This is a genomic window from Bacillus cereus group sp. Bc031 (genome assembly GCF_027716265.1).
Taxonomy (GTDB): Bacteria; Bacillota; Bacilli; order Bacillales; family Bacillaceae_G; genus Bacillus_A; species Bacillus_A paranthracis.
In genome coordinates this window covers 1-24,695 of sequence record NZ_JAQFUL010000076.1, presented here as the reverse complement: position 1 = coordinate 24,695, position 24,695 = coordinate 1, and the positions used below count along the sequence as shown (strand labels likewise).

The following is a 24,695-nucleotide window of genomic DNA, read 5'->3' as shown; positions in this document are numbered from 1 at the left end:
CCAAGTATTAATTTACGGGTCTCTTATTAAGGGAATTTAAAGCTGAAATAACAGCTTAAATATAATATACGAGGAGAAATATCAATGGAAGTAATGTCCCAGCCCTGTCTTCCAGCGGAGATGTTTGTACCTGTAGAAGCACTTTGATTTCGCGTTCCAAATGTCCCGGTTGTATCTAAGTTTCCAGCGGCATTATTAATTTGAGAACCGAAGAAATTATTTACAGCATTGTTAGGTCCAGATAAGGCATTTAATGAACTGAAATTTGGCCCGAATAGAGCCTGATCCCCAATTGAATCAGCATCTCCTTCGGTAGAACTTAAAAACAATCTCCCGCTTACAGGCCCTCCTGAAGGTGTTAAAAATCCTGAAACAGATACATCAGCACTACCAGTTTCTGCAGAAACCCGGTTGCCTGCTACATAAATGGTTAAATTTCTTGCAGGTAATGTTCCATTTTGGTAAGCGACGATAAGCGTCCACCCAGCTGAATTAATTGTTCCGTTAGAAGCATCTATAGGATCTACAAGTCCAGGGACAGAGCCGGTTGTATAAGAGCCAGATCCTCCTGCTTGAATGAGGGATGTTACATCTGCAGAACGTGTATAGAATCCAAATGTGATAGATCCAGAAACGAATGTTTGATTGGAAGCTGTAACAGCCGATGGAGTAATCGAGTATGTTGAAACAGGTGTTGTAAAAGAAACAGGATTGCCTAATACGTTCGTAATGTTTTGATCACGAGATAAATAGTTTCCGCCCCAAACGAGTTCTGCGTAAAGAATCGTACTACCAGCAGGTATATTTAAAAGAGCGGTAGAACTATTTTGTGTATAGTTTAATGTTGTACCAGCAGGAAAAGAAGTTACTTGTAAAGCGGTATTGGTAGTTATAAATGCGCCAATTGCCCCGATTGTACCAGCACGGTTTTGATTACTGATTTTACTTAAACCGAGTGTGTTTCCTGTAATCGCAAGTGCGCCGTTAGTGGTGGTAGAAAATCGATTTGTAATGGGCATGTTGTCACCTCACTTACAATATAGTCTTGGTCAAAATAGGATATGTGTGTGACAAATAAAGGGTAACATGTACAAGTTGAATTGGGAAGATGGCTAGATAAGGGGTGGAGTATGATTGAATTGGAATTTAGCGTGGATCGTCTTAAGGAAGAACAAATAGGCGATATTGTAGCATTATCATCTTATATTGGTTGGGATTATAATAGGGAAGAAGTTGAAACAATTTTTAACTCAGGTATTGTATACGGCGTATGGAATGAGAGAAAGGAACTTATTGCTAGCGCAGCAATAATATTATATGAGGAGGCGTTGGCATCTATCGGAATGGTAATTGTACATCCAGATTATAAGGGAAGAGGAATTGGAAAGATGATTACAAATTCATGCATGAATAGCATATCAGCTCAAACTCCATTTATGCTTATTGCTACGGATGAAGGAAAACCTTTATATGAAAAATTAGGATTTAGAGCAGTAAGTTATGTTTCTAAATACATATGTAACTCGTACAATGCGAATGATTATTGTGTAAGAAATGAAGATTATGTAATGAACTATGAAGAGGGTGAGTTAGAAAAAATAATAAAAATAGATGAATATGCGTTTGGAACAAATAGAAAAGAGTTTTTAAAGAAAAGAATTATGCAAAGTGAACAGTGCACTGTTGTAAGGGACAAGGAACAAAATGTATTAGGTTACGGTTTAAGCATACAAACACCAGAAAATAAAATAATAGGACCGGTTGTTGCTAAAAATGATGAGATGGCAATGAGAATTGTACATGATTTAGCAAAAGGGCATAATGGTAAATTAAGAATTGATGTACTAGAAGGAAAGAAAGATTTCATGAAAGTATTAGAGATTACTGGTTTTAAAAAGGTGAATACACCACCAATTATGATGAAAAATAGCGGTCAATTATTAAAAAGGAATAATGAGTTATATAGCATTGCAGCACAAATTTTTGGGTGAAAAAGAATCCTTCTGAACGAAGGGTTCTTTTTCGCTAATCACGATATTGATTATGAGTCGGCTGAAAGAGGTCTTCCTCGATATCCCTTACCATAGAAAAATGATCAACATTATAATGACCATGGAGAATTTTATTATGGTGAGAGATAATTTGTTCTGCAGTCAATACGTCAGAATCAGTTGTGGAATGACCGTTTTTAATTAATGTAACATCAAATCCTTGTACAGTTGCTGTTCGAACAGCGGTGTCGATACAATGTTCTGTTTTACATCCACCTATAACGATATGGTTAATTTTTTCTTCTTTTAACAGTTCAAGTAAAGAAGTACCATAGAATGAATTTGTTGCGGCTTTATTAATAAGGATTGCAGATTGAGGTACTTGAATTTGATTATGTACTTCAAAGCCTTCTCCGCTACCAGAAGCAACATCGATATCTCTTACGAAAACAATAAGGGCATTGGCATCTATTGCTTTCTGCACGGCTGTATTGAGTGTAGATAATAATTCGGTTTTACGAAAAACTTCACTTTCTTGTTCATTTCCATCCATTAATTCTTGCTGCGCATCGATAATTAATAGTGCTTGTTTCATCGTGTCTCCCCTTTAATATGAAATAAGTTCCACTGTACATATTCCTCCATATTATAAGGAAATCCTCCATTGCAAGTAGAGTATAGGCTGATTTACAAAGTTGTCAAAGAAATTTCATTCTCATGGCGTATAAAAACATGTATGATAGGAAGTGGAGAATTTTTGAGTAGGTGGGAATAACATGCAAACAGTAGAAGATTATCTTTCATTCTTACATACGAAAGGATTTAAATTATCAGAGGAAGCACAAGGATTTATTATGTTCGGACAAGGATATACGGGTGCATCTGATGGCATTGTAAACGCAGCAATAGAAGCGACAATTAAGCATCAATTGCAGTTTGATGGCAGTTATTTTGTTGCGTTATTAGAACGATTGAAAGAAGAAGAGATTACAGATAAAAAAAGCGCTAAGGCTTTTATGCGGAAGTTACAAGCGTAACTTCACGCAGCCTGCGCTTCTTTTTTGTTTTAGAAGGTAATTCAACAAAAACCATGCCTAGGAAAATACAGAGGCATCCGATAATAGCGGAAATAGAAAGTTGTTCGTTTGCAACGAGAACGCCTGTTAAGGCAGCGAAAACGGGCTCCATTGCGAAAATAATTGCTACTCTCGTTGGAGACGTATGTTTTTGTGCTGATGTTTGAATGAAAAAAGCAATGGATGTCGCGAACAGAGAAGTTAGAAATAGAGCAAATAAAAAGGAAGAATTCGTCCATAGTGCTACTGAAAATAATTTTTCCCAATCTTCAAACAAAAAGGCGCAAATAGAAGAAAACATACCGACAGCTAATACTTGCGATGTGCTTAACAATAAAGGTGATATTTTTTTAGAGAAGAAGCCGTTAACGAGAATATGAGCAGCGAAAGCAACTGCACAACCGAGAACGAGTATATCTCCAATGTTTAATTGAAAAGAATCACCTGCTGTTAATAAATATAAACCCGCTGTTGCTACAGCAATGCCAATTACGATAAAAATAGTAGCTTTTTGTTTTAAAAAGATAAAAGACAAAATTGGTACCATAACGATACTAAGCCCTGTTAAGAAACCAGCTTTTGAAGAAGTTGTATAAAGTAAGCCGAATGTTTGTAATACATAGCCGACGCATAAAAAGAATCCAACGGTTAATCCAGCGAGGCTACTCTGTTTTATATGTTGTTTTGAAGTTTTTTTTGAGAAAATCATTTGAACGAATAATAAAATGATTCCAGCGAATAAAAAACGTATACCATTAAAAGTAAATGGTCCAACGAAAGACATAGCATTTTGAACGACAACAAATGTAGCTCCCCAAATAAAAGACACAAATAATAAAGCAAGAGGAGCGATCCAATCTTTTTTCACACTCATACCCCCGTTAATTTTGTAAGATAGCTTTTCTAGCTAACTCATCAGCAACTTTATTTTGACTACTTGGAATCCACTTAATAAAAAAGAGATCGAAACTTTTTATGTACTGCAGTGCTTCCTCTAATAGTGGTGCAAACATTTTATTTTTTGCGTATTCTTTTTCGACAGCTCGCTCAACAAGTTGCGAATCTGTACGAAAAGAGACAATGTTATAATTATGCTCCGTGCAATATTTTAATGCCGCAAGTAAAGCGTGGTATTCCGCTTCATGATTGGACATTGTCCCAAGGGGCAATGATAATTGTACAGCGGGTTGAATCCCTTTAATAAATACGCCTGCACCAGAAGGACCAGGATTTCCTTTTGATGCACCATCAATATATACTTCAATCAAAATGAGAAACCTCCAAATGATAAGATGATCCCCTACCTATATGTTTCTTTGAAGTAGGGGATAGAGTAACTTAGCCGATTGTAATACTATAACGACATGTAAATGTTTCATTCGCTTGTAAAGATTGAATTCCTTTTTTTTCCTTGAAATCTTTTGCTGGATTTACTTCATCAGCAATTCCGTACCAAGGTTCAATACATAAGAAAGGTGCATTCTCGCCTGGTGTCCATACGCCGACAAATGGGAATCCGTCAAATTCTACTTTTACGAATTTATTATGTTTATGAGAACGGATGGAGATTTCATCTGTATTCATATTTTCAAAAATAAGTGCATCGTTTTTAAATAGGTCGTATGTAAGTGGCAACTCATTCGTACTTTCAGCAATTAGTTGCTTCTTATTTGAAAGGTAAGGTCCTTCTAATACGCTCGTTTCTAAACGCTCTGGACCATTAAAAGATAGATGGTAATCTGTAAATGACTCGTCCTCTAATAACGGGAAATTGAAACCAGGATGTGCTCCGATTGAGAAGAACATCTCTTTTGAAGCAGGGTTATTCACTTCGTATGTTACATGAACGGTTTGTCCGTCTAGTTCATAAGAAACGAGTAATTCGAATTCATATGGGTATTTTTTTAATGTTTCTTCATTACTAGTTACAATGTAGGTGATTTTCGTTTCACTTTGTTCTTCTACAGAGAATGTAAGATCACGAGCAAAGCCGTGTTGTGTTAAAGAATAAGGTTTACCATCTACGTAGTATGTATTATCTACTAATCGGCCGACGATTGGGAATAAAATTGGTGCACGGCGTCCCCAATAAGTAGCATCACCTTGCCATAAGTATTCTGTATTGTCTTCTTTTAAGAGAACGCTTTGTAATTCTGCACCTTTGTCAGAGATGGTAACGATCACTTTTTCATTTTGAATTGTTGCAGTCATGAAATAAAACCTCCTAAATCTTTCATATATTTCATTATACGTTGTCTAAAAGAAAAAGGGTAGTTCATGGTAGGAATCTATTGACGAAAGGGGGGCTAACGCGTAAAATATAATCTTGTTGCTTAAAAAACGAATAACGTGGTTCGAAACCATCCCACGTAAAAAAACTAAGGAGATTTTGTCATGAATATTAGAACTTTAGTCGGTAATGGTATTTTAGCGGCATTATATATTGCTGTTTCTATGCTTATTCAGCCATTTGGCTTTACGAATGTACAGTTTCGTATTTCAGAGATGTTTAATCATCTCGTTGTATTTAATAAGAAAACAATTTACGGAATTGTATTAGGTGTATTTTTAACGAATCTCTTTTTCTCACCTATGATCGCTTACGATTTAGTATTTGGAGTGGGGCAATCTATTCTTGCATTAGTTGCAACGATTATTTCTATGCGATTTATTAAAGGTGTTTGGGCTCGTATGATTTTTAATACAGTCATTTTTACAATTACAATGTTTATGATTGCAATTGAACTTCATCTTGCATTTGATTTACCATTCATGTTGACTTGGTTAACATGTGCAATCGGTGAATTTGTTGTTATGGCGATTGGTATGCCTGTAATGTACTGGATTAATAAACGAGTACAATTTGAAAGATTTATGTAATAGATGAAAGAGCTATTCCTATAGGGATAGCTCTTTTTGCATGTGATAATATTGAATATAATTCTTTGACTCTTGATAAAATATAATAAAATAAAGTGAGGCTTTCATTAGCTGGATACATATAAGAAGTCTTACATAAGGGAAATCTAGTATGAAATATAAAATTCATTGGTTGTATAAAACAAAACGCGGTTTTCAGACGGAATTAACGACAGATTATATGAACATAGAAGAAGCACTTCAATTTGCGGAGGATTTCGAGAAAACAGGAAGAATGAAAGAATTATTATTTTACGATGAAATGGATGCAGAATGGTCATTAAAGGAAATGAAGAAGCTGAGCAAACAAGTGGAGGAAGAACCCCAAGAAATACTCGTTTATTTTGATGGCGGCTATGATGTACAGACGAAAGAAGCTGGTATAGGCATATGTGTATACTATAAAAAAGGAAATACAAAATACCGAATTCGCCGTAATGCATATATAGAAGGCATATATGATAATAATGAAGCGGAATATGCATCATTACTATATAGCATGAATATACTCGAGGAATTAGGGATTAAGTATGAAGCGGTCACGCTTCGCGGAGATTCTCAAGTTGTACTGCAGCAATTGGCTGGAGAATGGCCTTGTTATGATGAACATTTAAATCATTATTTAGACCAAATTGAGCAAAAAGCAAAGCAAATGAAATTAAAACTTGTATGTGAGCCTATATCAAGAAAACAAAATAAAGAAGCACATCAATTAGCTACGCAAGCATTAGAAGGAACAGTGATTGATAGTCATAAAGAAATAACCGAATAGAGAGGTGCAAAGGTGGATAAAAAGCAACTCATTACAGAGGTAAATGACTTATTAGAAACGTATTGTGAAGGATGTTTTTTGCGAGAACATAATCGAAAGACAAATAGTAAGTATTATGCTCATTCCTTTTGTATAAGACAATGTACAGTTGGAGAAACATTGAAAAAATATGGGGAACAGTTGTCATGAAAAAACATCCAGAGAAAACTCTCTGGATGTTTTTTAGTGCTTCGCTTCATTTAATTGATGCTCACACTCGCTTAATTTCTTTTCCTCATTTATTAAAAATGGCTCGTCTAAATCTGTTGCAACAGATTTCATAATTTCAAGCTGAGAGCGAGCTGCTTCTACAGCAGTAGTAGCATGCTCTAATGTATCTGGATCCATTGAAATTGTCGCTGATCCTACCATTTTTTGTGCTGTTTCTACACGGAATTTCACTTCTTCAAAATCATTTACTTCTGATCCCATTAATAATTCCTCCTTTGTATAGTGCGCATTTCACATAGTTTTTGCTCTGGAAAACGGAAATATACAAAGGAATAACAAAGGAGGTTACCAAGTAAGGTAACCTCCTGTCATATGTTGGATTAAAGTTTTACTACGTTAGCAGCTTGAGGTCCACGGTTTCCTTCAGTGATATCGAAAGATACTTCTTGACCTTCTTCTAAAGCTTTGTAGCCTTCGCCTTGAATAGCAGAGAAATGTACGAATACATCGTCAGCGCCTTCAATTTCGATAAATCCAAAACCTTTTTCGTTGTTAAACCATTTTACTTTTCCTTGCATGTTACAATTCCTCCTAAAAACATTTGCTTTTTTCATTTAGTGAAATTCATTTGAAAAGATAATATAAACTAAAAATGCTATAATCTTGAATATTCTGCTAAATGATTAATTTAAATATACACGAATTGGGAGAATTTAGTCAAGTAAGCGATTTTATTTTTTTGTATTTTTAAATAATTTTTTAACCAAATTTTTAAATAGGTATAGGACAGGCCAAGTATGTAATAGTCTTAATTGAATGCTATACATAATGGGGTGAAAGAATGAATGAGTCTTATTTATTAGATAATGAAGGAATGAGAATGAGAACGGATATACCGAATTGGGTTGCAAAAGAATTTGAAAATTTTTCTAACGTCGTATTAGAACCAACTTTCCCATGTTATTTTGGTTTAACTGCTTTGAAAAAGAATGAACTTCGCTATTCCTTTCTATCTCATAATGATTGGAGTCATTTGCCGCATACAATGTTATCTTTTTTAGAGCTAATGAAAGAGCGTCCAATTGTAAGAAGAGGCTTTTTTCTTTTTGTAGAACCGGAATGTGAGGAGCAATCACTGGAATATTACCGCGATTACTTTTGGAAAGTACTACAATATTTACATGAAAACGATAAGGAAACATGGCCAAAGCAAATTCCTAAAGACCCAGACCATTACTTATGGGAATTTTCATTTGGCGGGGAACCGATATTCGTATTTGGAAACGCACCAGCCTATAAACAACGAAAAACTAGGCATTTAGGAAATTCTCTCGTTATTGGATTTCAGCCACGTACTATATTTGATGGATTAGAAGGGGATCGTCCTAAAGGAGCATATTCTAGGCAAACGGTCCGTGAGCGAGTTGAAAAGTGGGATCAGCTGCCGAAACATCCTAACATTAGTCATTATGGTGATCCGGATCATCGTGAATGGAAACAATACTTTATAGGAGACGATGTAGAACCGTTAAAAGGAAAATGTCCTTTTCTTCATAAGATAGAAAAGTAAGAGTCATCATCTGGATGGCTCTTTTGCATATTTTGGATAAAAAAGGGTATTTTAGTAGTAAATATTTTGAGGGAAGCTAGTCTATTTTTAATTATTATATCATTACTTAATAGTAAAGGAAGTAGAAAGGATAGAGTGATGTTTGGAGCGATTATACAACAAATTGTATTAGGTATTTCATTAGCTGCGCCAGTAGGTCCGATTAATATTGAAATGTTAAAACGAGGAATTGAACGAGGTTTTTGGCATGCGTGGGTTGTTGGAATTGGTGGAATGACAGCAGATATTTTGTTTATGCTTCTCATCTATTTCGGTTTATCTTCTCTGTTTATGTATACATATGTACAAGCTTTTATGTATTGCACAGGGTTTTTCTTATTATTTTATTTAGGATTTCAAAGTGTAAAACAAGGAATTTCTCAATCGAATATGGAATATAAAAAAGAAGAGGTAGGCGGCCTTAAACAATCGTTTATGGCAGGTTTTTTAATTGCGATATCCAATCCATTAAATCTTGTTTTTTGGTTTGGTATATACGGAAGTACACTTAGCTCATTGCTTACGAAGGTAACGAAACAAGAAGCCTTTTTGTATAGTCTTTGTATTATCGTTGGTATTATTTTATGGAATGTAAATATTGCTTTTTCTGTCCATTTTGGCAGAACTTTATTAAAGCAAAAAGCACTTGGCTATATAACAGCCGGAGCAGGTATTATTTTAGTAGGATATTCTATCCATTTTGCATACAAAGCTTTACAGTTGTTCACATAAGATTGAAGGGGAGATTTTTATGTATCGAACCACTATTGACGGAAAAGAAATCATTATTACGTTAGCACCAAAAATCAGAAAAGAAATTACTGATAGAAATCCACTATATGAAGCGGTATTTCAGAATGCAGCAAGATTACTACAAACAAAGCAACCAACGTTTGCTGTAAATCATGAAATATTTGGGCTTATCATTGGAGAGGTACAAAGAGGAGAAGTAACAGTGTTTGCGGTGGAACATATTATTCCGAAGCAAAATATATTTGGACCGAACAATTTTTTCTCGACAATAGAGCAACAGGCAAATTTGTAAAGCGTATAGAATAAGATATAGAAAAGAAATGGTCGTAACGATATGTTGCGACTGTTTTTTTTGAAAAGGGGGAAGGAAGATGAAGAGGGTGGGGAAAGAGTTCTTTTTACAACATGATATCGTTATTATGTATAGTATTTTATTTGTTTTTATCATTATTTTAAAAATGCAATTTTTCACATGGATCGGTTTGTTAGCTTGTTTGTTTGGTATTATTTTTTATACGTTAAACGAATATATGACACACCGTTTTTTATTTCACTTAAAACCACCTAAAAACGTATTTTTATTAAAAATGCTAAGAAGATTACATTATGACCATCACGTCTATCCAGATGATTTAAAACTGTTATTTTTACCTGTATGGTTTAGTATACCGAGTTTTACTATATATTTACTTATATCATATGCTATAACAAAAAGTGTTACTATTGCACTTTCGTTCGGAATTGGAATGATTATTATGCTTCTCGTTTATGAATGGAAACATTATATTGCACATAAGCCAATTCGTCCTGTTACTAAGTTTGGAAGATGGCTAAAAAAACAGCACATATTACACCATTATAAAAATGAAAAGTTTTGGTTTGGTGTTTCAAATCCAGTATTCGATTTCATATTTGGAACGCTTAAAGATGGAAAAGACGTTGAATTAAGCGAAACAGCTCGTAATTTAGAAAAGGAAAAAAAGAAAAAAGTAGTGCGTTAAGCACTGCTTTTGTTTTAATGAGGAAAAAATAAGTAAGGTGTCACTTTATTTTGAAAAAGTATATTAAAAACTTAGGGGAAAATGCCGAAAAATGTCTATCGAAAAATCTTTGCAGGAATGTATGGATTGTCTAAAATGAAAATAAGTTTCTGAATATTTATAAAATTTAGTCTTTAGGTATGCAAGGGGGAATTGCATTTCTAGTAAGAGAGGGGATAAGAGAATGAAAAGAGATGATACGTCAGCACGTAAGTTACAAAATGAGGTGAATTATACAGAGGTTGTTCAGTCAGAAGAATTTCAATTGTTATTAAATAAGAAAAAGAAGTTTATCGTTCCAATGAGTATTTTCTTTTTAAGTTTTTTTATTGCGTTACCTATTTTAACATCGTATTCAAAGGTACTCAATACACCGGCATTTGGTGATGTTACGTGGGCGTGGGTATTTGCTTTTGCACAATTTATTATGACTTGGGCTTTATGTATGATTTATAGCAAAAAGGCGGAATCCTTTGATGAAATCTCGCAAAAAATTCTACAAAATATGCAAAAAGGGAGGGGCTGAACTTGAATACGACGGCATTTGCACTATTTTTAATTATTGTCCTTGGTACGCTCGTCATAACCTATTTTGCATCGAAAAAAACGAAAAATGCGAGTGAGTTTTATACAGCTGGAGGGGGATTAACTGGTTGGCAAAATGGTCTGGCCATTGCGGGAGATTATATGTCTGCTGCGTCTTTTCTTGGTATAGCTGGAGCGATCGCATTAACTGGGTTTGATGGTTTCTTTTATAGTATCGGCTTTTTAGTTGCTTATTTAGTTGTTCTATACCTTGTCGCAGAACCGCTAAGGAATTTAGGGAAGTACACGTTAGCGGATATGATTGGGGCGCGTTTTGACGCGAAAAAAGTTCGCGGAGTTGCAGCGCTTAATACGATGACGATTTCAATTTTTTATATGATTGCACAATTAGTTGGGGCGGGTGCACTTATTAAGTTATTATTAGGGATCGAATATACAACATCCGTTTTAATTGTTGGTACATTAATGACAGTGTACGTTATTTTTGGCGGAATGACCGCGACGAGCTGGGTGCAAATTGTTAAGGCTGTATTACTTATGGCCGGTACATTTATTATTTCTGTTATCGTTTTCGCAAAATTTAATTTTAGTGTGACGGAAATGTTTGCTCAAATGAAAACAGCAACTCCATTAAAAGATTCGTTTTTAAATCCAGGAGTAAAGTATAAAGATGGTCTTGATACACTATCTTTAAATTTAGGACTAGTTCTTGGTACGGCGGGATTACCACACATTCTTGTTCGCTTTTTTACAGTACGTGATGCAAAAACAGCACGTCAATCTGTCGTATACGCTACGTGGTTAATTGGCGCATTTTATATTATGACAATTTTCTTAGGATTTGGGGCAGCGGCGTTTGTAGGGAATGAGGCGATTATGAAAGCAAACCCTGCTGGTAATATGGCAGCACCTTTATTAGCGAAAGCATTGGGCGGAGATTTCTTATTTGCTTTCGTATCAGCAATTGCCTTTGCAACGATTTTAGCTGTAGTGGCAGGCCTTGTATTAACAGCAGCATCCGCATTCGCACATGATTTTTATAATGAAATTATCCGCAAGGGGAAATCAACGGAAAAAGAGCAAGTATCCATGGCTCGTTATGCGTCTATTGGAGTAGCGGTATTGTCTATTATACTAGCGTTATTTGCTCAAACATTGAACGTAGCATTTTTAGTTTCGTTAGCATTTGCAGTTGCAGCGAGTGCAAACTTGCCAGTTATATTATTCACAATATATTGGAAGCGCTTCAATACAACAGGTGCCATCTCTGGTATGATTGCTGGTCTTGTATCAGCTATTGTTCTTGTAGCGTTAAGCCCAAATGTATGGAACCCTGTAGCTGGAAAAGCTATATTTGTTGGGGAAGCGATATTCCCATATACGACACCTGGAATTATTTCGATTCCGCTTGGATTTCTTGCAGCGTATTTAGGAACTGTTTTATCTAGTAAGAAAGAAGATGCAGCGAAATTTGATGAAATTCTCGTAAAATCTAATACTGGGCATGGTATTAGTGACGCGTCTTCGCATTAAAAAAGAGGAGCTTTTCGATAGATAAGAAAAGCTCCTTTTTCTTTTGTCCTTTTCTTGTAAATAATACTGCTTTGTAAGTAGGATTTGTCTTAATTTTATGGAATGAAAATAAGCAGGGAGAAATTTAAATCATCATGGTACCAGCGCAGCTTTTGTGAAAAATAAGTTGTTATGGAAGGTGGAAGAAATGATGAAAACGAAACAGACTGATGAATTATTAGCAAAAGATGAGCAATATGTTTGGCACGGAATGCGTCCCTTTAGTCCAAATAGTACAATGGTAGGGGCAAAAGCAGAAGGGTGCTGGGTTGAAGATATAAAAGGAAAAAGATATTTAGATGGTATGAGTGGTCTTTGGTGTGTGAATAGTGGATATGGCAGAAAAGAGCTTGCAGAAGCGGCATATAAGCAATTACAAACATTATCATACTTTCCGATGTCACAATCACATGAACCGGCTATAAAGCTTGCAGAAAAATTAAATGAATGGCTTGGAGGAGAGTATGTTATTTTCTTCTCTAATAGTGGTTCGGAAGCGAACGAAACAGCTTTTAAAATAGCAAGACAATACTATGCGCAAAAAGGTGAACCACATCGTTATAAATTTATGTCACGTTACCGCGGCTATCATGGGAATACAATGGCAACGATGGCAGCGACGGGACAAGCACAGCGTAAATATCAATATGAGCCATTTGCTTCAGGATTTTTACATGTAACGCCGCCAGATTGTTATCGTATGCCTGGAATAGAAAGAGAGAACATTTATGATGTAGAATGTGTAAAAGAAGTAGATCGGGTCATGACATGGGAACTAAGTGAAACGATTGCAGCTTTTATTATGGAACCAATTATTACAGGCGGAGGCATTTTAATGCCGCCACAAGACTATATGAAAGCTGTTCATGAAACGTGTCAAAAACACGGTGCCTTGCTTATTAGCGATGAAGTGATTTGCGGTTTTGGGCGTACAGGAAAGGCATTTGGATTTATGAATTATGATGTGAAACCAGATATTATTACAATGGCAAAAGGTATTACAAGTGCATATTTACCATTATCAGCAACAGCTGTGAAAAAAGAAATATATGAAGAATTTAAAGGAAAGGGAGAATATGAATTCTTCCGTCATATTAATACATTTGGTGGAAATCCTGCAGCTTGTGCACTAGCACTTAAAAACTTAGAAATTATGGAGAATGAAAATTTAATTGAGCGCTCTGCACAAATGGGCTCGCTTTTATTAGAGCAATTAAAAGAAGAAATTGGAGAACATCCACTTGTAGGGGATATTAGAGGAAAAGGACTACTAGTTGGAATTGAACTAGTAAATGATAAAGAGACGAAAGAGCCAATTGATAACGACAAAATTGCAAGTGTTGTAAATGCTTGTAAAGAAAAAGGGTTAATTATAGGACGAAACGGTATGACAACAGCAGGATATAATAACGTTTTAACGCTAGCACCACCGCTTATTATTTCAAGTGAAGAAATTGCCTTTGTTGTTGGAACGTTGAAGACAGCGATGGAACGTATTTAATGAATGAAGCGAGCTGTAATATACAGCTCGCTTTTGTTTATGATGTGAAATATGATAAATTTTCAAAGAGAGGGGAATTTATTATGAAGAAATATGAACCTAGTAAACATTATCACATCGGATATTATGAAGATGGATATGATTTAGAAGTGACAGCGTACAAAAGAATACATGAACCAGTTTGGGATGCGTATATTCCACACTATGAGGTAGACGATTTTTATAAGAAAGTGGAGGAAATGAAGCTAGGTGAATATGTAGATGATTATGGCATTATGGTGTATTCATTTCGTAATGATATTGATGATGATGATGCACGAATTATTTTTGAAAAAGGTTAAAAACGAACGGGATTGTTTAAAGATAAAACGAAAAAGAAGCTTACTATCTTATAAGATAGTAAGCTTCTTTTTTATTAAACTTATTTACTTGCTTTCATTGCTTTATCTTTTGCACCAAAAGTGTATTTTAACATTGGCGGTGTAATCATTGTAGTTAAAATAACGACAATAACGATAGCTGTAAAGTAATCTTGTGCTAGTAGACCTGAAGAAAGTCCTGTTCCTGCGATGATAAGTGCAACTTCACCACGAGAAACCATTCCAGAACCGATAATTGCAGAAGACTTAGCATCAAATCCAGTCATTCGTGCACCTAAGCCACAACCGATTAGTTTCGTTAATACAGCGATTACTGTTAATGCTAGGATGAACCAAATTTGATCGCCAATACCGTCAAATGTAATATTCATACCGATACTTACGAAGAATACTGGAACGAACATAGCGTAAGCGATTGGCTCTACTTTCTTTTCTACTTCATGTTTGTAGTTCGTTTGAGAAATAGCGATACCAGCTGCGAAAGCACCGATAATACCAGCAATTCCTAATAGTTCGCCGAAATATGCGAATGAGAAACAGATGATAAGAGCCGCGCTCACGATAGACTCAGATACGCGTAGCGGTGATAACCAGCGCATAATCGCAGGAACACCTTTCCATCCGATTAAAATAATAGAAGCGAAGAATACAACTTTCTTCAAGATAATCATTGTTAAGTTAACATCGTCTGTACCTAGGAAACTCATTGCAAATGCTAATAAAATAACGACAAGAATGTCATCAAATACAGCTGCGCCCAGCATAGTTGTACTTTCACGTGTTTTCATCTTTCCTAAATCACGAAGTGTTTGTACGGAAATACTAACACTTGTCGCACATAGAAGTAATCCTAAAAATACAGCATTTCCTTGTTCCATTCCCATAATAAGACCAGAAACGTAACCACCTACGAATGGAAGAATGATACCTCCAAGTGCAACAGCTAAAGAAGAATTACGATTTGCGTTTAATTCCTCTAAGTCTGTTTCAAGTCCTGCCATAAACATTAAAAGAATAACACCAACATTACTTAATTGTGTTAGAAGTTCTGAGTTTTCAATCCAACCTAATACAGCTGGACCGATAACGATACCGACAATTAATTTACCGAGTACAGAAGGTTGGCCTAATCTAACACTAAGATCACCAGCAAGCTTTGTACTTAATAAAATAAGTGCAATTTGAAAGAAAAATTCAAATTCCATCGGATCCTCTCCTTATCATTTTTATTTTTATCATACGATTTCTCGGAATTTGCCTAATGAAAATATGTAAAACCCATTAAACAAAGGGTCTGATTACAAGTTCTTTTGAACTCGTAATTTGAACCTGTAATTAATATATAATATATTTTGCAAAAAATCAATGAAAAAATGGGAGCTTTTTTAGAGAGAGACGGTGTTATTAGGGATATACATATAAGCTTAGCGTGTGGATTTTATATGTATGAAATAGTATGAAGTCCTTTTTTATTACAAATAATAAAGCCTAAATGCTATTTCACGAATTATAAATGTGAAAGGGAGGACTTATCATTTGAAGTCATTAAAAAATAACTTGTCTATCGTTGCTTTAGGTGGAGTAAATGAAATAGGGAAAAATATGTACGCTATTCAATATGAAAATGATATTGTCGTTATTGATTGTGGATCTAAATTTCCAGATGAAAGTTTATTAGGAATTGATTTAATCATTCCAGACATCACATACTTACAAGAAAATAAAGAAAAAATTCGCGGGTTAGTCGTGACGCACGGACATGAAGACCATATTGGCGGAATACCATATTTTTTAAAACAACTAAACGTACCAATTTATGCGACGAAGTTAACGTTAGGTTTAATTGAAATTAAATTTAAAGAGCATAATCTTCAAAATGATACAGAATTAATCGTCATTCACGCAGAATCAGAAATTGATCTCGGTTCTATTAAGACGACATTTTTTAAAACGAATCATAGTATTCCAGATTGTCTCGGTATTGTGTTTCATACTCGAGAAGGTAATGTAGTACATACTGGGGATTTTAAATTTGATTTAACACCAGTAAATAACCAACATCCTGATATTCATAAAATGGCTAAAATAGGTAGTGAAGGTGTACTAGCTTTACTATCGGAAAGTACAAATGCAGAACGACCAGGTTTTACTCCATCAGAGAGATCGGTAGGAGAACGGATAGAGGAAATATTTATGAAAGCAAATAGAAAAGTAATTATTTCTACATTTGCTTCTAATGTGAATCGTGTTCAGCAAATAGTTGAAGCTTGTATAAAAACAAATCGAAAACTGGCTTTGCTCGGCAGAAGTATGGTAAATGTAGTAGAAGTTGCTCTAGAGAAAGGGTATCTAAATATTCCAGATGGTATGCTAATTGAAGCAAATGAGGTAAATCATTTAGATTCAAAGCAGGTCGCAATACTTTGTACAGGAAGTCAAGGAGAACCAATGGCAGCTTTAGCCCGTTTAGCTAGTGGAAACTATAGGCAAGTGGATGTTTTACCAGAAGATACAGTTATTATAGCTGCGACTCCTATTCCAGGAAATGAACGTAATGTTTCGCGAATTATCGATAACTTATTTGCATTAGGGGCAAGAGTGATTTACGGATCAGGCAGTTCTACTGGAGTCCATGTATCTGGCCATGCATATCAAGAAGAATTAAAGTTAATGCTCACATTAATGAAGCCAAAATACTTTATCCCAATTCATGGAGAGTTTAGAATGCTACATCACCATAGTTTGTTAGCAGAATCAATTGGTGTTGAAAAAGAGAATATCTTTATCGTTCGTAATGGAGATGTTGTAGATATAAGTAATGAAGTGGCCGTTCAATCGAGAAAAATACAAGCAGGAAATATATATGTAGATGGATTAGGAATTGGTGATGTTGGAAATGCATTATTACGTGATCGAAAACAACTTTCAGAAGATGGAATGCTCGTTATAGTTATTACTTTTAATAAAGTGGATGGAGAAATAATTTCAGGTCCTGATATTATTTCTCGTGGATTCGTCTATGTTCGTGATTCAGAAGAGTTTTTGAAGGAATTAAATAAATTAGCTGTTATTACAATTAATAATTTGAAGAAAGAGAATGTGAATAGTTGGGGTATTTTGAAAAGAGAAGTAAGAGAGGCTTTAGGGAAGTTTATATATACGAATACGAAAAGAAAACCGATGATCCTTCCTATAATAATAGAGGTTTAAGAGTTAATAAAAAGAATTCTCGTAGGGGAATTCTTTTTTGTTTTGAAGACAGAATGAACATATAATGAAATAAATAGAAATGGAAGGGAATACAAGATGTTATTAAATAAACGCTTTACAATTGGAGAAATGGCAAAAATGCATAATATAGCGGAATCTACTTTACGCTATTATGATGAGAAGGGAATTTTTCATCCGTCCACTGTGGACCCACAAACAAATTATCGCTATTATACAATCGATCAATTTTCACTATTAGATACGATTAAGTTTTTACGCCAATTAAACATTCCATTAAAGGAAATTAAAAAATATATTGATGAAAGAAATCCAGCATATGCACTCAATTTACTGGAAAAACAACAAGAGATGATGTTGAAAAAACAAAGAGAAATTGAGTATGCTTTGGCGAAAATGGAGCATAGAATTCATTTAATTAAGGAAGCAACAAAAGCAAAAGCTGAACAAGTGGTAATAAAAGAGATCACGCAGCGAAAAATAACAGCTATTGCGGTTGCCCCGGATACGACGGATGATATGTTTGAGTACTACATTCATTCGTTGCAAAAAAATATGAGGCAAATGGATGATAGCTTATTTTCTGGAGATATCGGTGTAACAGTCGCGAAAAAAGGATTCATGCAAAATGAGTTTCAAGCATATAGCAGTGTTTTTATTCTTTTGGATTACATGCCTTTCCAAGTACAGAGTTCAGATGAGATTAAGGAAGGTTTATATGCTTGTTCTTATCATCATGGACCGTATGAAGAAACAGGTGCAACGTATAAGGAATTACTTGCATACATTGATCAAGAAGGATATGAGGTAAGTGGAGATGCGATTGAGATTGGATTAATCGATTGGTCTGTAACAGAAAATCCAGAGGAGCAAGTAACAGAAATTCAAATTCCTGTAGTAAAAAAATAAGATGAAAACCTTTGAATTGATTACAAATTTACATTCATTCATATAATTCAGTTACCTATTTTTTAAATTCTCTATTGACCTTCAAGTTACTTGAAGGTTTAAACTAAGAAAAGAGAGTTGAAAAAAAGGAGTAAAATAGTATGGAAGCAACAGAAAAGTTAAGAGAAAAACCGATAAAAAGTTTATTTATTTCTTATTTAATACCGGCCGTTCTTGGAATGGTATTAATGTCAGTGAATATTGTAATTGACGCGGTCATGATTAGTAGAGGAGTTGGGGCGAACGGTTTAGCAGGAGTAAACGTGGCTATTCCAGCGTTTTCAATTTTCTTCTCTATTTCATTATGGATTGGAATGGGCGGGGCAACGTTATATTCCATTGCATTAGGTGAAAATAAAATTGAAAGAGCAAGGTCTATTTTTACTCAATCCATGACAGTAGCAGTCATTATTGTAGGCGTTTTAGCGGCGATTTGCTTATGGAGAATAGAAGATTTAGCATACTTATTCGGTGCAAACGAAGTGATTTTACCGTATGCATTAGACTATTTACACGTATTATTAACATTTGGAATGATATACGTTTTAGAAAATATTTTAAGTACATTTATACGAAATGATGGAAATCCTAATTTAGCAATGGCAGGTTTAGTTGTAACAGCTGTATTAAATATAGTGTTTGACTATATCTTTATTTTCATCTTTAAATGGGGCGTAACAGGAGCTGCTTCAGCAACTATCCTTTCAGCAGCGATTGGTTTCCTTGTATTATTAACGCACTTCTTGAGAAAAAGTAGTATTTTAAAATGGACAAAATTCCATTTTGAATGGGATACAGTTAAACAAATTATGATAATAGGTTTCCCGAGCTTTACAGCCGAAAGTACAGTAGCGATTGTAACGATTGGTTTTAATATTGCATTCGTTCAATATGCAGGAGAAGTAGGAGTAGCTTCCTATGCGATGGTAAACAGCATTCATGCGATGACATTACTATTATTCTTCGGTGTAGGTGCTGCATTGCAACCAATTGCTAGTTTCCATTACGGTGCAAATTTATCAGAAAGATTACGTGAAGGATTACAGTTTGCTGTGAAAATTGCAGTTGTACTTGGAGGCGTTGCAATAATTGTCGGATTATTCTTTGGGAAATATATTATTGGTCTATTTGATGTCCAATCTCCAGAGTTATTGGAGTTAACATTAACGGGTATTAGCCTGTTCTTTATCCAATACGTATTTTTAGGCTATAACATTGTATATGGAGAGTACTTCCAATCAGTGCGACAAACGACAAAATCAGTACTTATTATAATGAGCCGAGGGTTACTATTTATTATTCCATTATTATGGATTATGCCGAAATTATTTGGGATAAACGGAATTTGGCTCGTTATGCCAGTAGCGGAAGTATTGACAGCGATTATCGTATTTACGATGAATCGTATGAAACATCCTGTTCCATTAAATATGGCGGGAAAGAAAGAAGCGATATAATGAAGAAAATCCCCTTAAGAAATGAAGGGGATTTTCTATTTTTTTAAACTAATAGCAAAAGATCCATCTGTTTCTTGAACAGACGCAAAGGCAACGTTTTTAATGTTTGTAATTCCTTTTTCTTTTAATTCTTTATATAACCACTTTTCGTCCTTATGAATTAACTTTAAGTTATCGTATTGAATTTGTGAATCGACGATAAGGGCAATTGGTAATCCAGCATACTTAACATCTATATTCAAATCTTTCGGAGTTAATGGTACAAGTTCACGCTTTGGTAAAATGCTAATGGCTCCATTCGCTTCTAAAATAGCGTATTCAATTTCATGAACACTCGGGTATCCTGCAACGCGAAGATTAGAAAGTAATTCAGCAATGGGATACCTACTTTTTTGTAAGTTCTCAAAAATAATATCACCATGTTTAATTAAAATAATCGGGTGCCCGAGAATAAAACGATTTAGTTTGTTGAATAGGCTTAATTTTGTAAGGATTAAATGTAAACATGTAATTACAACCATACCGAGAAAAGCTTGCAAAGCACCAGAGACTGGTATGGCTTGAAAAGCTAAATAAGATAAAAAGATAATCGCACCAAAATCATGAGGAGTTAGTTGTGCTAAAGCTGATTTACCGAGCATCTTAAGTGATAGTAAAAATAAAATAAAAAAGAACGATACGTTACATAAAAAGAGAAGCAATAGAGACACTCCTTCGTGCAAAGTTGTACTTACTGTTCCCGAAAGAAATATAAATATTACTTTCTAGAGGATAAATTAGGGTGATTTGGAATTTGTCTGTATACAAACAAATAAATGGATATTATCATGAAAGAAGCAAAGAACATAGGAGTATATAGATATGAGAAAGAAAAAAATAATGAAGTATATGATAGGAATTATAATGGTTTGCGCCGTTTATGTGGGATTTTTACAATATAACATTTATAAGCATGGGCACATGAATGCGACCTATGAAGCTGATTATATCATTGTATTAGGCTCGAAAGTAAACGGAACGAAACCATCGTACTCATTGCAATATCGTATTGATAAAGCAGCTGAGTATTTGAAAGCACATGAGAAAGCAATTGCTATTGTGTCTGGAGGAAAAGGAAAAGGGGAAGATATTTCAGAAGCATTAGCAATGAAAAATGGATTAATGAAACTAAAAATTGCAGAAGATCGCATTATCATGGAAGATAAGTCAACGAGTACAGATGAAAATATTAAATTCTCAAAACCTTTAATTCCGGACAATATGAAAAAAGGAATGATCGTAACAAACGATTTCCACATGTTTAGAGCGAAAAAAATAGCAGCTAAGCAAGGTTTACAATTAGAAGGTCTTCCGGCCGAAACACCGAAGCGAATTGTCATTCCATCGAATATACGTGAATATTTAGCCATTACGCAATATTGGTTTATGAATCGAATATAGTGGAAGTGATTCCGCCTAGCATTCTAGGCGGGATTTTTTGAGGGGAATCTTACAAATATGTCATCTTAATGAAAGGTAAAGCGATAGTTTCTAGAATGGATTCCTGACATAATGAAGATAACAAAAACTATTTAGAGGTGAATCGGATGAAAGGAAATAATATATTATCTTCACTATGTTACTTTAGTATCTTTTTTGCCCCATTTTTATTACCAATTATCGTGTACTTCGTTGCAGAGGATGAAGTGAAATATCACGCGAAAAAAGCATTTTGGTCACATATTTTCCCATATGCAATTTTATTCGGAGGGGTAGCGATATCAGGAATATACGGTTTAGGATTCAATCAATCTGATGGTGCTGGAATTGGGATCATGATCACATATGCAGTATTCATTCTTGTAGGGATTTATTACTTCATTTGGAATATCGTAAAAGGTATTAAAGTGTTGAAAACAGCGTAATAAGATAAGGAATAATTCGGAGTGAGTTTGTCGTTATTTGTCGGTAAGTCGATATTCTTTGTCGAATCGACGATATAATTTCATTTACCGTATTAATAGATCTTTTAAAAAGAGCAATTCAAAAAGAATTGCTCTTTTTGTGCTTATAAGTTGTGAATATTGGAAAAGATATGTTAATTTTTCATTATGAAGAGAAAAAGGAGTGATTTTCATGAATGAGATGATACATAAAATGGAGCAACACGTTTCAGTTCGTAAATATAAAGAAGAATCTATTCCGAAAGATGTAGTAGAAAGAATGGTGCAAGCTGCGCAGCATGCTGCTTCCTCGCATTTTGTACAGGCTTACTCTGTTATATATGTAACCGATCAAGACTTAAAGGCGAAACTAGCAGAGTTATCCGGAAATCGTCATGTGAAAGATTGCGCAGCATTCTTTGTTTGTTGTGCAGATTTAAAACGACTTGAAATGGCATGTGAAAAACATGGTACCGAGATAAAGCATGAAGGAGTAGAAGACTTTATCGTTGCGACAGTAGATGCTTCACTTTTCGCACAAAACTTGGCGTTAGCAGCAGAATCGTTAGGATACGGTATTTGTTACATTGGTGGTATTCGTAATAACCCAAGAGAAGTGAGTGAATTGCTTCATTTACCAGATAAAGTATATCCTGTATTCGGAATGACAGTCGGTGTACCAGATGAAGATCACGGAGTGAAACCACGTTTACCGATAGCAGCAATCCTTCATGAAAATGGATATGATGAAAAGAAATATGATGAATTATTAAACGAATACGACGAAACGATGAGCGCGTATTATAAAGAAAGATCATCAAATCAAAAAAACGTAACATGGACGGAATCAATGAGTTCATTTATGTCTAAAGAAAAAAGAATGCATATGAAAGAGTTTTTAAGTGAAAAAGGATTTAACAAGAAGTGAGAAAAGAGGCAAACCTGAAGCGAAGGAGAACTTGCAATATTTTAAAAACGTAACAGAGACTTGTGATGAAACGTTAGTATAAGTGAATAATTTAATTGTTAATACCTAAGTTCAGAATGTAGATACTACTTTCTGAACTTAGGTATTTTGTTTGTTATCATATACATAGAAATAAAAATTAATAATTTTTTACAAAAGTGATAGAAAATGAGAATGAAATGCCAATAGTAAGTAAAGGCAGCTGCTAAAGGGGAATTGAGGAAGGAAGATGCTTATGATTTTCAATTCTGAAGAGGATTTAATTATAGCTATGAAAAAACGCGATCAAGATGCTTTGAAAGAAGTGATTGATCAATATGGAAAATTAATTTTGTACATTATTCATAAATCGTTAAGTACCCCTATGGAGAAACAATATGTGGATGATTGTTATAACGATGTATTTACTGTCATTTGGTTTCATATCGATCAATTTGATATAGACAAGGGGAACTTAAAATCTTGGATGATTGGTATTACTAAATTAAAGGCACTGGAATATAAAAAGAAAGTATATAAAGAGAATAAAATCGATAAAGACGTAGAGATAGATACAGGTGTCCATGATAGGTATGACATAGAACAAGAAGAAGAGATTATGGAAATAGTTCAAGATTTAAATAAGAAAGATCGATATATTTTTTTAAAGAGGTATATTGATGGATATTCCATTGATGATATTGCGAAAGAATTAAAAGTAACGGTGGATTACATATACAATCGAATTTCTCGTGGGAAGAAAAAATTCAAAAACTATGGAAAGGGAGTGTGTAATATGGATAAAAGATTATTATCTATGTTAAATGAGCTCCAATATTCAGAGGAAGAGATTACACGTTTAGAGAAAGAAGCAAATGAGTCTATCAATATAGATAAGTATAATGTGAAAAACGGGGAGTTATTGAAGAAATTAACGATGCAAATGTTGGAAGAATCAGTTCGTAAAGAGTTACAAGAAGGAGAAGAAATTGAATGTGAAATATTAGTGGAAGAGGGGAGTCTTGTGAATTCTAAAGTTATCCCAAGTATAATAACTGCAGGTGCTACTTTTTATTATTACATTGTTTTAACAAATACAAGATTACGAATTAAATCGTTAGATTGTTATTTCAAAAAAATAAATGAGTACAATGTGTTAATAAACTCAATTCAAGCAGTTTCGCGACATAAAAAAATGAAGAATGTATATGGAATTACTATAGATAATAACTATATACAATTAGGAAGTACCGAGCATGAGCAAGAATTGAAAACTGTAATTGAGAAGCTAAAACAACGCGGGGTGAAAGAAGAGAGATATAAAGAGTTTGAAAAAAGTTGGCTGATTTTTTTCAATCTGTTTGTAATAGCGATGGGTGGGCTTCTAGTTTTAAAATATTTAATTTGAAAATAAAAAGCGGCATAATAGCCGCTTTTTATTGTTATCACGTTTAAAAATATTGAAAACTTATCCGCCGTTATGACACATACTAAAGCACCTTCTATAACGAATGCAAACTTTCAATAAGAAGATATATGCCCGTGCAACTTAAAAGGATGTACGTAAATATTTTAAAAATCCGTTGATTAAGCCATTTGAAAATAATTTGACCTATATACAAACCTAGAAATACGATTGGAATAGCGTAAAAACTTGATTCCCAAATTGTCTTGTTTGTGCCAGTAAAGAGTATTTGCGTTAGTAGGCTAATGAAATATATAAATAGATAAAAAGCTAAAGTAGTTGCTTAAAATGTACCCTATAGAATAGACACTTAAAAAAAAGTCTATTCTATAGGGTCTTTCTTGTATAATGAGAGAAAAA

Annotated in this window: 28 protein-coding genes, 4 pseudogenes and 1 riboswitch; of the genes and pseudogenes, 22 read left to right on the top strand and 10 right to left on the bottom strand. The window is 34.4% G+C overall.

The window, feature by feature from the left end:
- Positions 1-71: 71 nt before the first annotated feature.
- Positions 72-1,019 (bottom strand): annotated as a pseudogene (locus PDQ33_RS22685) (hypothetical protein); the annotation flags it as partial.
- A gap of 111 nt (positions 1,020-1,130) precedes the next feature.
- Between PDQ33_RS22685 and PDQ33_RS22680 the strand changes: the two are divergent.
- Positions 1,131-1,991 (top strand): GNAT family N-acetyltransferase, encoded by an 861-nt coding sequence (locus tag PDQ33_RS22680; protein ID WP_270756656.1) that lies wholly within the window; start codon positions 1,131-1,133, stop codon positions 1,989-1,991.
- Positions 1,992-2,025: 34 nt separating this feature from the next.
- Here the strand turns inward: PDQ33_RS22680 and PDQ33_RS22675 are convergent, their stop codons facing one another.
- Positions 2,026-2,586 carry a cysteine hydrolase family protein gene (locus tag PDQ33_RS22675; RefSeq protein WP_000806354.1) on the bottom strand — a complete coding sequence of 187 codons (561 nt, stop codon included), beginning with the start codon at positions 2,584-2,586 and terminating at the stop codon, positions 2,026-2,028.
- 181 nt (positions 2,587-2,767) lie between these two features.
- On the opposite strand from PDQ33_RS22675, the gene PDQ33_RS22670 reads away from it, so the two are divergent.
- Positions 2,768-3,028 carry a DUF6123 family protein gene (locus tag PDQ33_RS22670; protein WP_001195212.1) on the top strand — a complete coding sequence of 87 codons (261 nt, stop codon included), beginning with the start codon at positions 2,768-2,770 and terminating at the stop codon, positions 3,026-3,028.
- Here PDQ33_RS22670 and PDQ33_RS22665 read toward each other — a convergent pair.
- From PDQ33_RS22665 to PDQ33_RS22655, 3 genes are all read right to left on the bottom strand, one after another.
- Positions 3,006-3,935, bottom strand: coding sequence for a DMT family transporter (locus PDQ33_RS22665; protein ID WP_270756653.1), 930 nt, complete (start codon positions 3,933-3,935; stop codon positions 3,006-3,008). The genes PDQ33_RS22670 and PDQ33_RS22665 overlap by 23 nt on opposite strands.
- A 13-nt stretch (positions 3,936-3,948) precedes the next feature.
- Positions 3,949-4,335 carry a reverse transcriptase-like protein gene (locus PDQ33_RS22660; protein WP_061131060.1) on the bottom strand — a complete coding sequence of 129 codons (387 nt, stop codon included), beginning with the start codon at positions 4,333-4,335 and terminating at the stop codon, positions 3,949-3,951.
- A 70-nt stretch (positions 4,336-4,405) separates the two neighbouring features.
- Entirely contained in the window at positions 4,406-5,278 is an 873-nt protein-coding gene (locus PDQ33_RS22655; protein ID WP_270756651.1) for an aldose 1-epimerase family protein, read from the bottom strand.
- Positions 5,279-5,410: 132 nt separating this feature from the next.
- A riboswitch (PreQ1 riboswitch) is annotated at positions 5,411-5,455 on the top strand.
- Positions 5,456-5,461: 6 nt separating this feature from the next.
- Between PDQ33_RS22655 and PDQ33_RS22650 the strand changes: the two genes are divergently transcribed.
- The 3 genes from PDQ33_RS22650 to PDQ33_RS22640 all read left to right on the top strand — a co-directional run bounded on the left by PDQ33_RS22650 (position 5,462) and on the right by PDQ33_RS22640 (position 6,947).
- Positions 5,462-5,947 (top strand): QueT transporter family protein, encoded by a 486-nt coding sequence (locus PDQ33_RS22650; RefSeq protein ID WP_270756650.1) that lies wholly within the window; start codon positions 5,462-5,464, stop codon positions 5,945-5,947.
- 151 nt (positions 5,948-6,098) lie between these two features.
- A complete protein-coding gene (locus PDQ33_RS22645; protein ID WP_000875516.1) occupies positions 6,099-6,758 on the top strand; it encodes a ribonuclease H family protein in 660 nt (219 codons plus the stop codon).
- A gap of 12 nt (positions 6,759-6,770) precedes the next feature.
- Entirely contained in the window at positions 6,771-6,947 is a 177-nt protein-coding gene (locus PDQ33_RS22640) for a zinc-finger domain-containing protein (protein WP_000358801.1), read from the top strand.
- Between the two features lie 33 nt (positions 6,948-6,980).
- On the opposite strand, the gene PDQ33_RS22635 is transcribed toward PDQ33_RS22640, so the two are convergent.
- Positions 6,981-7,229 carry a DUF2564 family protein gene (locus tag PDQ33_RS22635; protein WP_000534391.1) on the bottom strand — a complete coding sequence of 83 codons (249 nt, stop codon included), beginning with the start codon at positions 7,227-7,229 and terminating at the stop codon, positions 6,981-6,983.
- Between the two features lie 119 nt (positions 7,230-7,348).
- Positions 7,349-7,546, bottom strand: coding sequence for a cold shock-like protein CspB (gene cspB / locus PDQ33_RS22630; RefSeq protein WP_001161727.1), 198 nt, complete (start codon positions 7,544-7,546; stop codon positions 7,349-7,351).
- Between the two features lie 263 nt (positions 7,547-7,809).
- Here cspB and PDQ33_RS22625 point away from each other — a divergent pair, with 263 nt between their 5' ends.
- The 8 genes from PDQ33_RS22625 (at position 7,810) to PDQ33_RS22590 (ending at position 14,330) form a co-directional block, all read left to right on the top strand.
- Positions 7,810-8,538, top strand: coding sequence for a YqcI/YcgG family protein (locus tag PDQ33_RS22625; RefSeq protein ID WP_270756649.1), 729 nt, complete (start codon positions 7,810-7,812; stop codon positions 8,536-8,538).
- Positions 8,539-8,676: 138 nt separating this feature from the next.
- Complete coding sequence (locus PDQ33_RS22620; protein WP_000466557.1) at positions 8,677-9,309, top strand: LysE family transporter; 633 nt, start codon at positions 8,677-8,679, stop codon at positions 9,307-9,309.
- A 19-nt stretch (positions 9,310-9,328) separates the two neighbouring features.
- Positions 9,329-9,622: a hypothetical protein gene (locus PDQ33_RS22615; RefSeq protein WP_000286373.1), complete on the top strand. Its 294-nt coding sequence runs from the start codon at positions 9,329-9,331 to the stop codon at positions 9,620-9,622.
- A 79-nt stretch (positions 9,623-9,701) separates the two neighbouring features.
- On the top strand, positions 9,702-10,331 hold the full coding sequence (locus tag PDQ33_RS22610; protein WP_000832150.1) for a sterol desaturase family protein: 630 nt from the start codon (positions 9,702-9,704) through the stop codon (positions 10,329-10,331).
- 223 nt (positions 10,332-10,554) lie between these two features.
- Positions 10,555-10,896 carry a DUF485 domain-containing protein gene (locus PDQ33_RS22605; RefSeq protein WP_000817360.1) on the top strand — a complete coding sequence of 114 codons (342 nt, stop codon included), beginning with the start codon at positions 10,555-10,557 and terminating at the stop codon, positions 10,894-10,896.
- A 2-nt stretch (positions 10,897-10,898) separates the two neighbouring features.
- A complete protein-coding gene (locus tag PDQ33_RS22600) occupies positions 10,899-12,449 on the top strand; it encodes a solute symporter family protein (protein ID WP_270756648.1) in 1,551 nt (516 codons plus the stop codon).
- A 190-nt stretch (positions 12,450-12,639) separates the two neighbouring features.
- On the top strand, positions 12,640-13,989 hold the full coding sequence (locus PDQ33_RS22595) for an aspartate aminotransferase family protein (protein WP_250669735.1): 1,350 nt from the start codon (positions 12,640-12,642) through the stop codon (positions 13,987-13,989).
- Positions 13,990-14,072: 83 nt separating this feature from the next.
- Complete coding sequence (locus tag PDQ33_RS22590) at positions 14,073-14,330, top strand: DUF3986 family protein (RefSeq protein WP_033688408.1); 258 nt, start codon at positions 14,073-14,075, stop codon at positions 14,328-14,330.
- Between the two features lie 80 nt (positions 14,331-14,410).
- Here PDQ33_RS22590 and PDQ33_RS22585 read toward each other — a convergent pair whose 3' ends face one another.
- Positions 14,411-15,574 carry a cation:proton antiporter gene (locus PDQ33_RS22585; RefSeq protein ID WP_000393887.1) on the bottom strand — a complete coding sequence of 388 codons (1,164 nt, stop codon included), beginning with the start codon at positions 15,572-15,574 and terminating at the stop codon, positions 14,411-14,413.
- Between the two features lie 331 nt (positions 15,575-15,905).
- On the opposite strand from PDQ33_RS22585, the gene PDQ33_RS22580 reads away from it, so the two are divergent.
- The 3 genes from PDQ33_RS22580 (at position 15,906) to PDQ33_RS22570 (ending at position 20,002) form a co-directional block, all read left to right on the top strand.
- Positions 15,906-17,579: a ribonuclease J gene (locus tag PDQ33_RS22580; protein ID WP_270756647.1), complete on the top strand. Its 1,674-nt coding sequence runs from the start codon at positions 15,906-15,908 to the stop codon at positions 17,577-17,579.
- 96 nt (positions 17,580-17,675) lie between these two features.
- Complete coding sequence (locus PDQ33_RS22575; protein ID WP_270756646.1) at positions 17,676-18,506, top strand: MerR family transcriptional regulator; 831 nt, start codon at positions 17,676-17,678, stop codon at positions 18,504-18,506.
- Between the two features lie 140 nt (positions 18,507-18,646).
- A complete protein-coding gene (locus tag PDQ33_RS22570) occupies positions 18,647-20,002 on the top strand; it encodes an MATE family efflux transporter (protein ID WP_061131065.1) in 1,356 nt (451 codons plus the stop codon).
- 35 nt (positions 20,003-20,037) lie between these two features.
- Here the strand turns inward: PDQ33_RS22570 and PDQ33_RS22565 are convergent, their stop codons facing one another.
- Positions 20,038-20,703 carry a DUF421 domain-containing protein gene (locus tag PDQ33_RS22565; RefSeq protein ID WP_000923932.1) on the bottom strand — a complete coding sequence of 222 codons (666 nt, stop codon included), beginning with the start codon at positions 20,701-20,703 and terminating at the stop codon, positions 20,038-20,040.
- Positions 20,704-20,890: 187 nt separating this feature from the next.
- On the opposite strand from PDQ33_RS22565, the gene PDQ33_RS22560 reads away from it, so the two are divergent.
- The 6 genes and pseudogenes from PDQ33_RS22560 to PDQ33_RS22535 all read left to right on the top strand — a co-directional run bounded on the left by PDQ33_RS22560 (position 20,891) and on the right by PDQ33_RS22535 (position 24,278).
- Entirely contained in the window at positions 20,891-21,442 is a 552-nt protein-coding gene (locus PDQ33_RS22560) for a YdcF family protein (RefSeq protein WP_306447215.1), read from the top strand.
- Positions 21,443-21,588: 146 nt separating this feature from the next.
- Positions 21,589-21,906: a DUF4870 domain-containing protein gene (locus tag PDQ33_RS22555; protein ID WP_061131066.1), complete on the top strand. Its 318-nt coding sequence runs from the start codon at positions 21,589-21,591 to the stop codon at positions 21,904-21,906.
- Positions 21,907-22,117: 211 nt separating this feature from the next.
- The gene (gene nfsA, locus PDQ33_RS22550; RefSeq protein WP_061131067.1) at positions 22,118-22,852 is read left to right on the top strand and encodes an oxygen-insensitive NADPH nitroreductase; all 735 of its coding nucleotides are present in this window, start codon (positions 22,118-22,120) and stop codon (positions 22,850-22,852) included.
- A 16-nt stretch (positions 22,853-22,868) separates the two neighbouring features.
- Positions 22,869-22,934: pseudogene (locus tag PDQ33_RS22545) on the top strand (glutamine amidotransferase); the annotation flags it as partial.
- Positions 22,935-23,120: 186 nt separating this feature from the next.
- Positions 23,121-23,665: pseudogene (locus tag PDQ33_RS22540) on the top strand (sigma-70 family RNA polymerase sigma factor).
- A 1-nt stretch (position 23,666) separates the two neighbouring features.
- A complete protein-coding gene (locus tag PDQ33_RS22535; protein ID WP_270756643.1) occupies positions 23,667-24,278 on the top strand; it encodes a flagellar motor switch protein FliG in 612 nt (203 codons plus the stop codon).
- A 94-nt stretch (positions 24,279-24,372) separates the two neighbouring features.
- On the opposite strand, the pseudogene PDQ33_RS22530 reads toward PDQ33_RS22535, so the two are convergent.
- Positions 24,373-24,618, bottom strand: a pseudogene (locus PDQ33_RS22530) (sulfite exporter TauE/SafE family protein); the annotation flags it as partial.
- Positions 24,619-24,695: the final 77 nt, after the last annotated feature.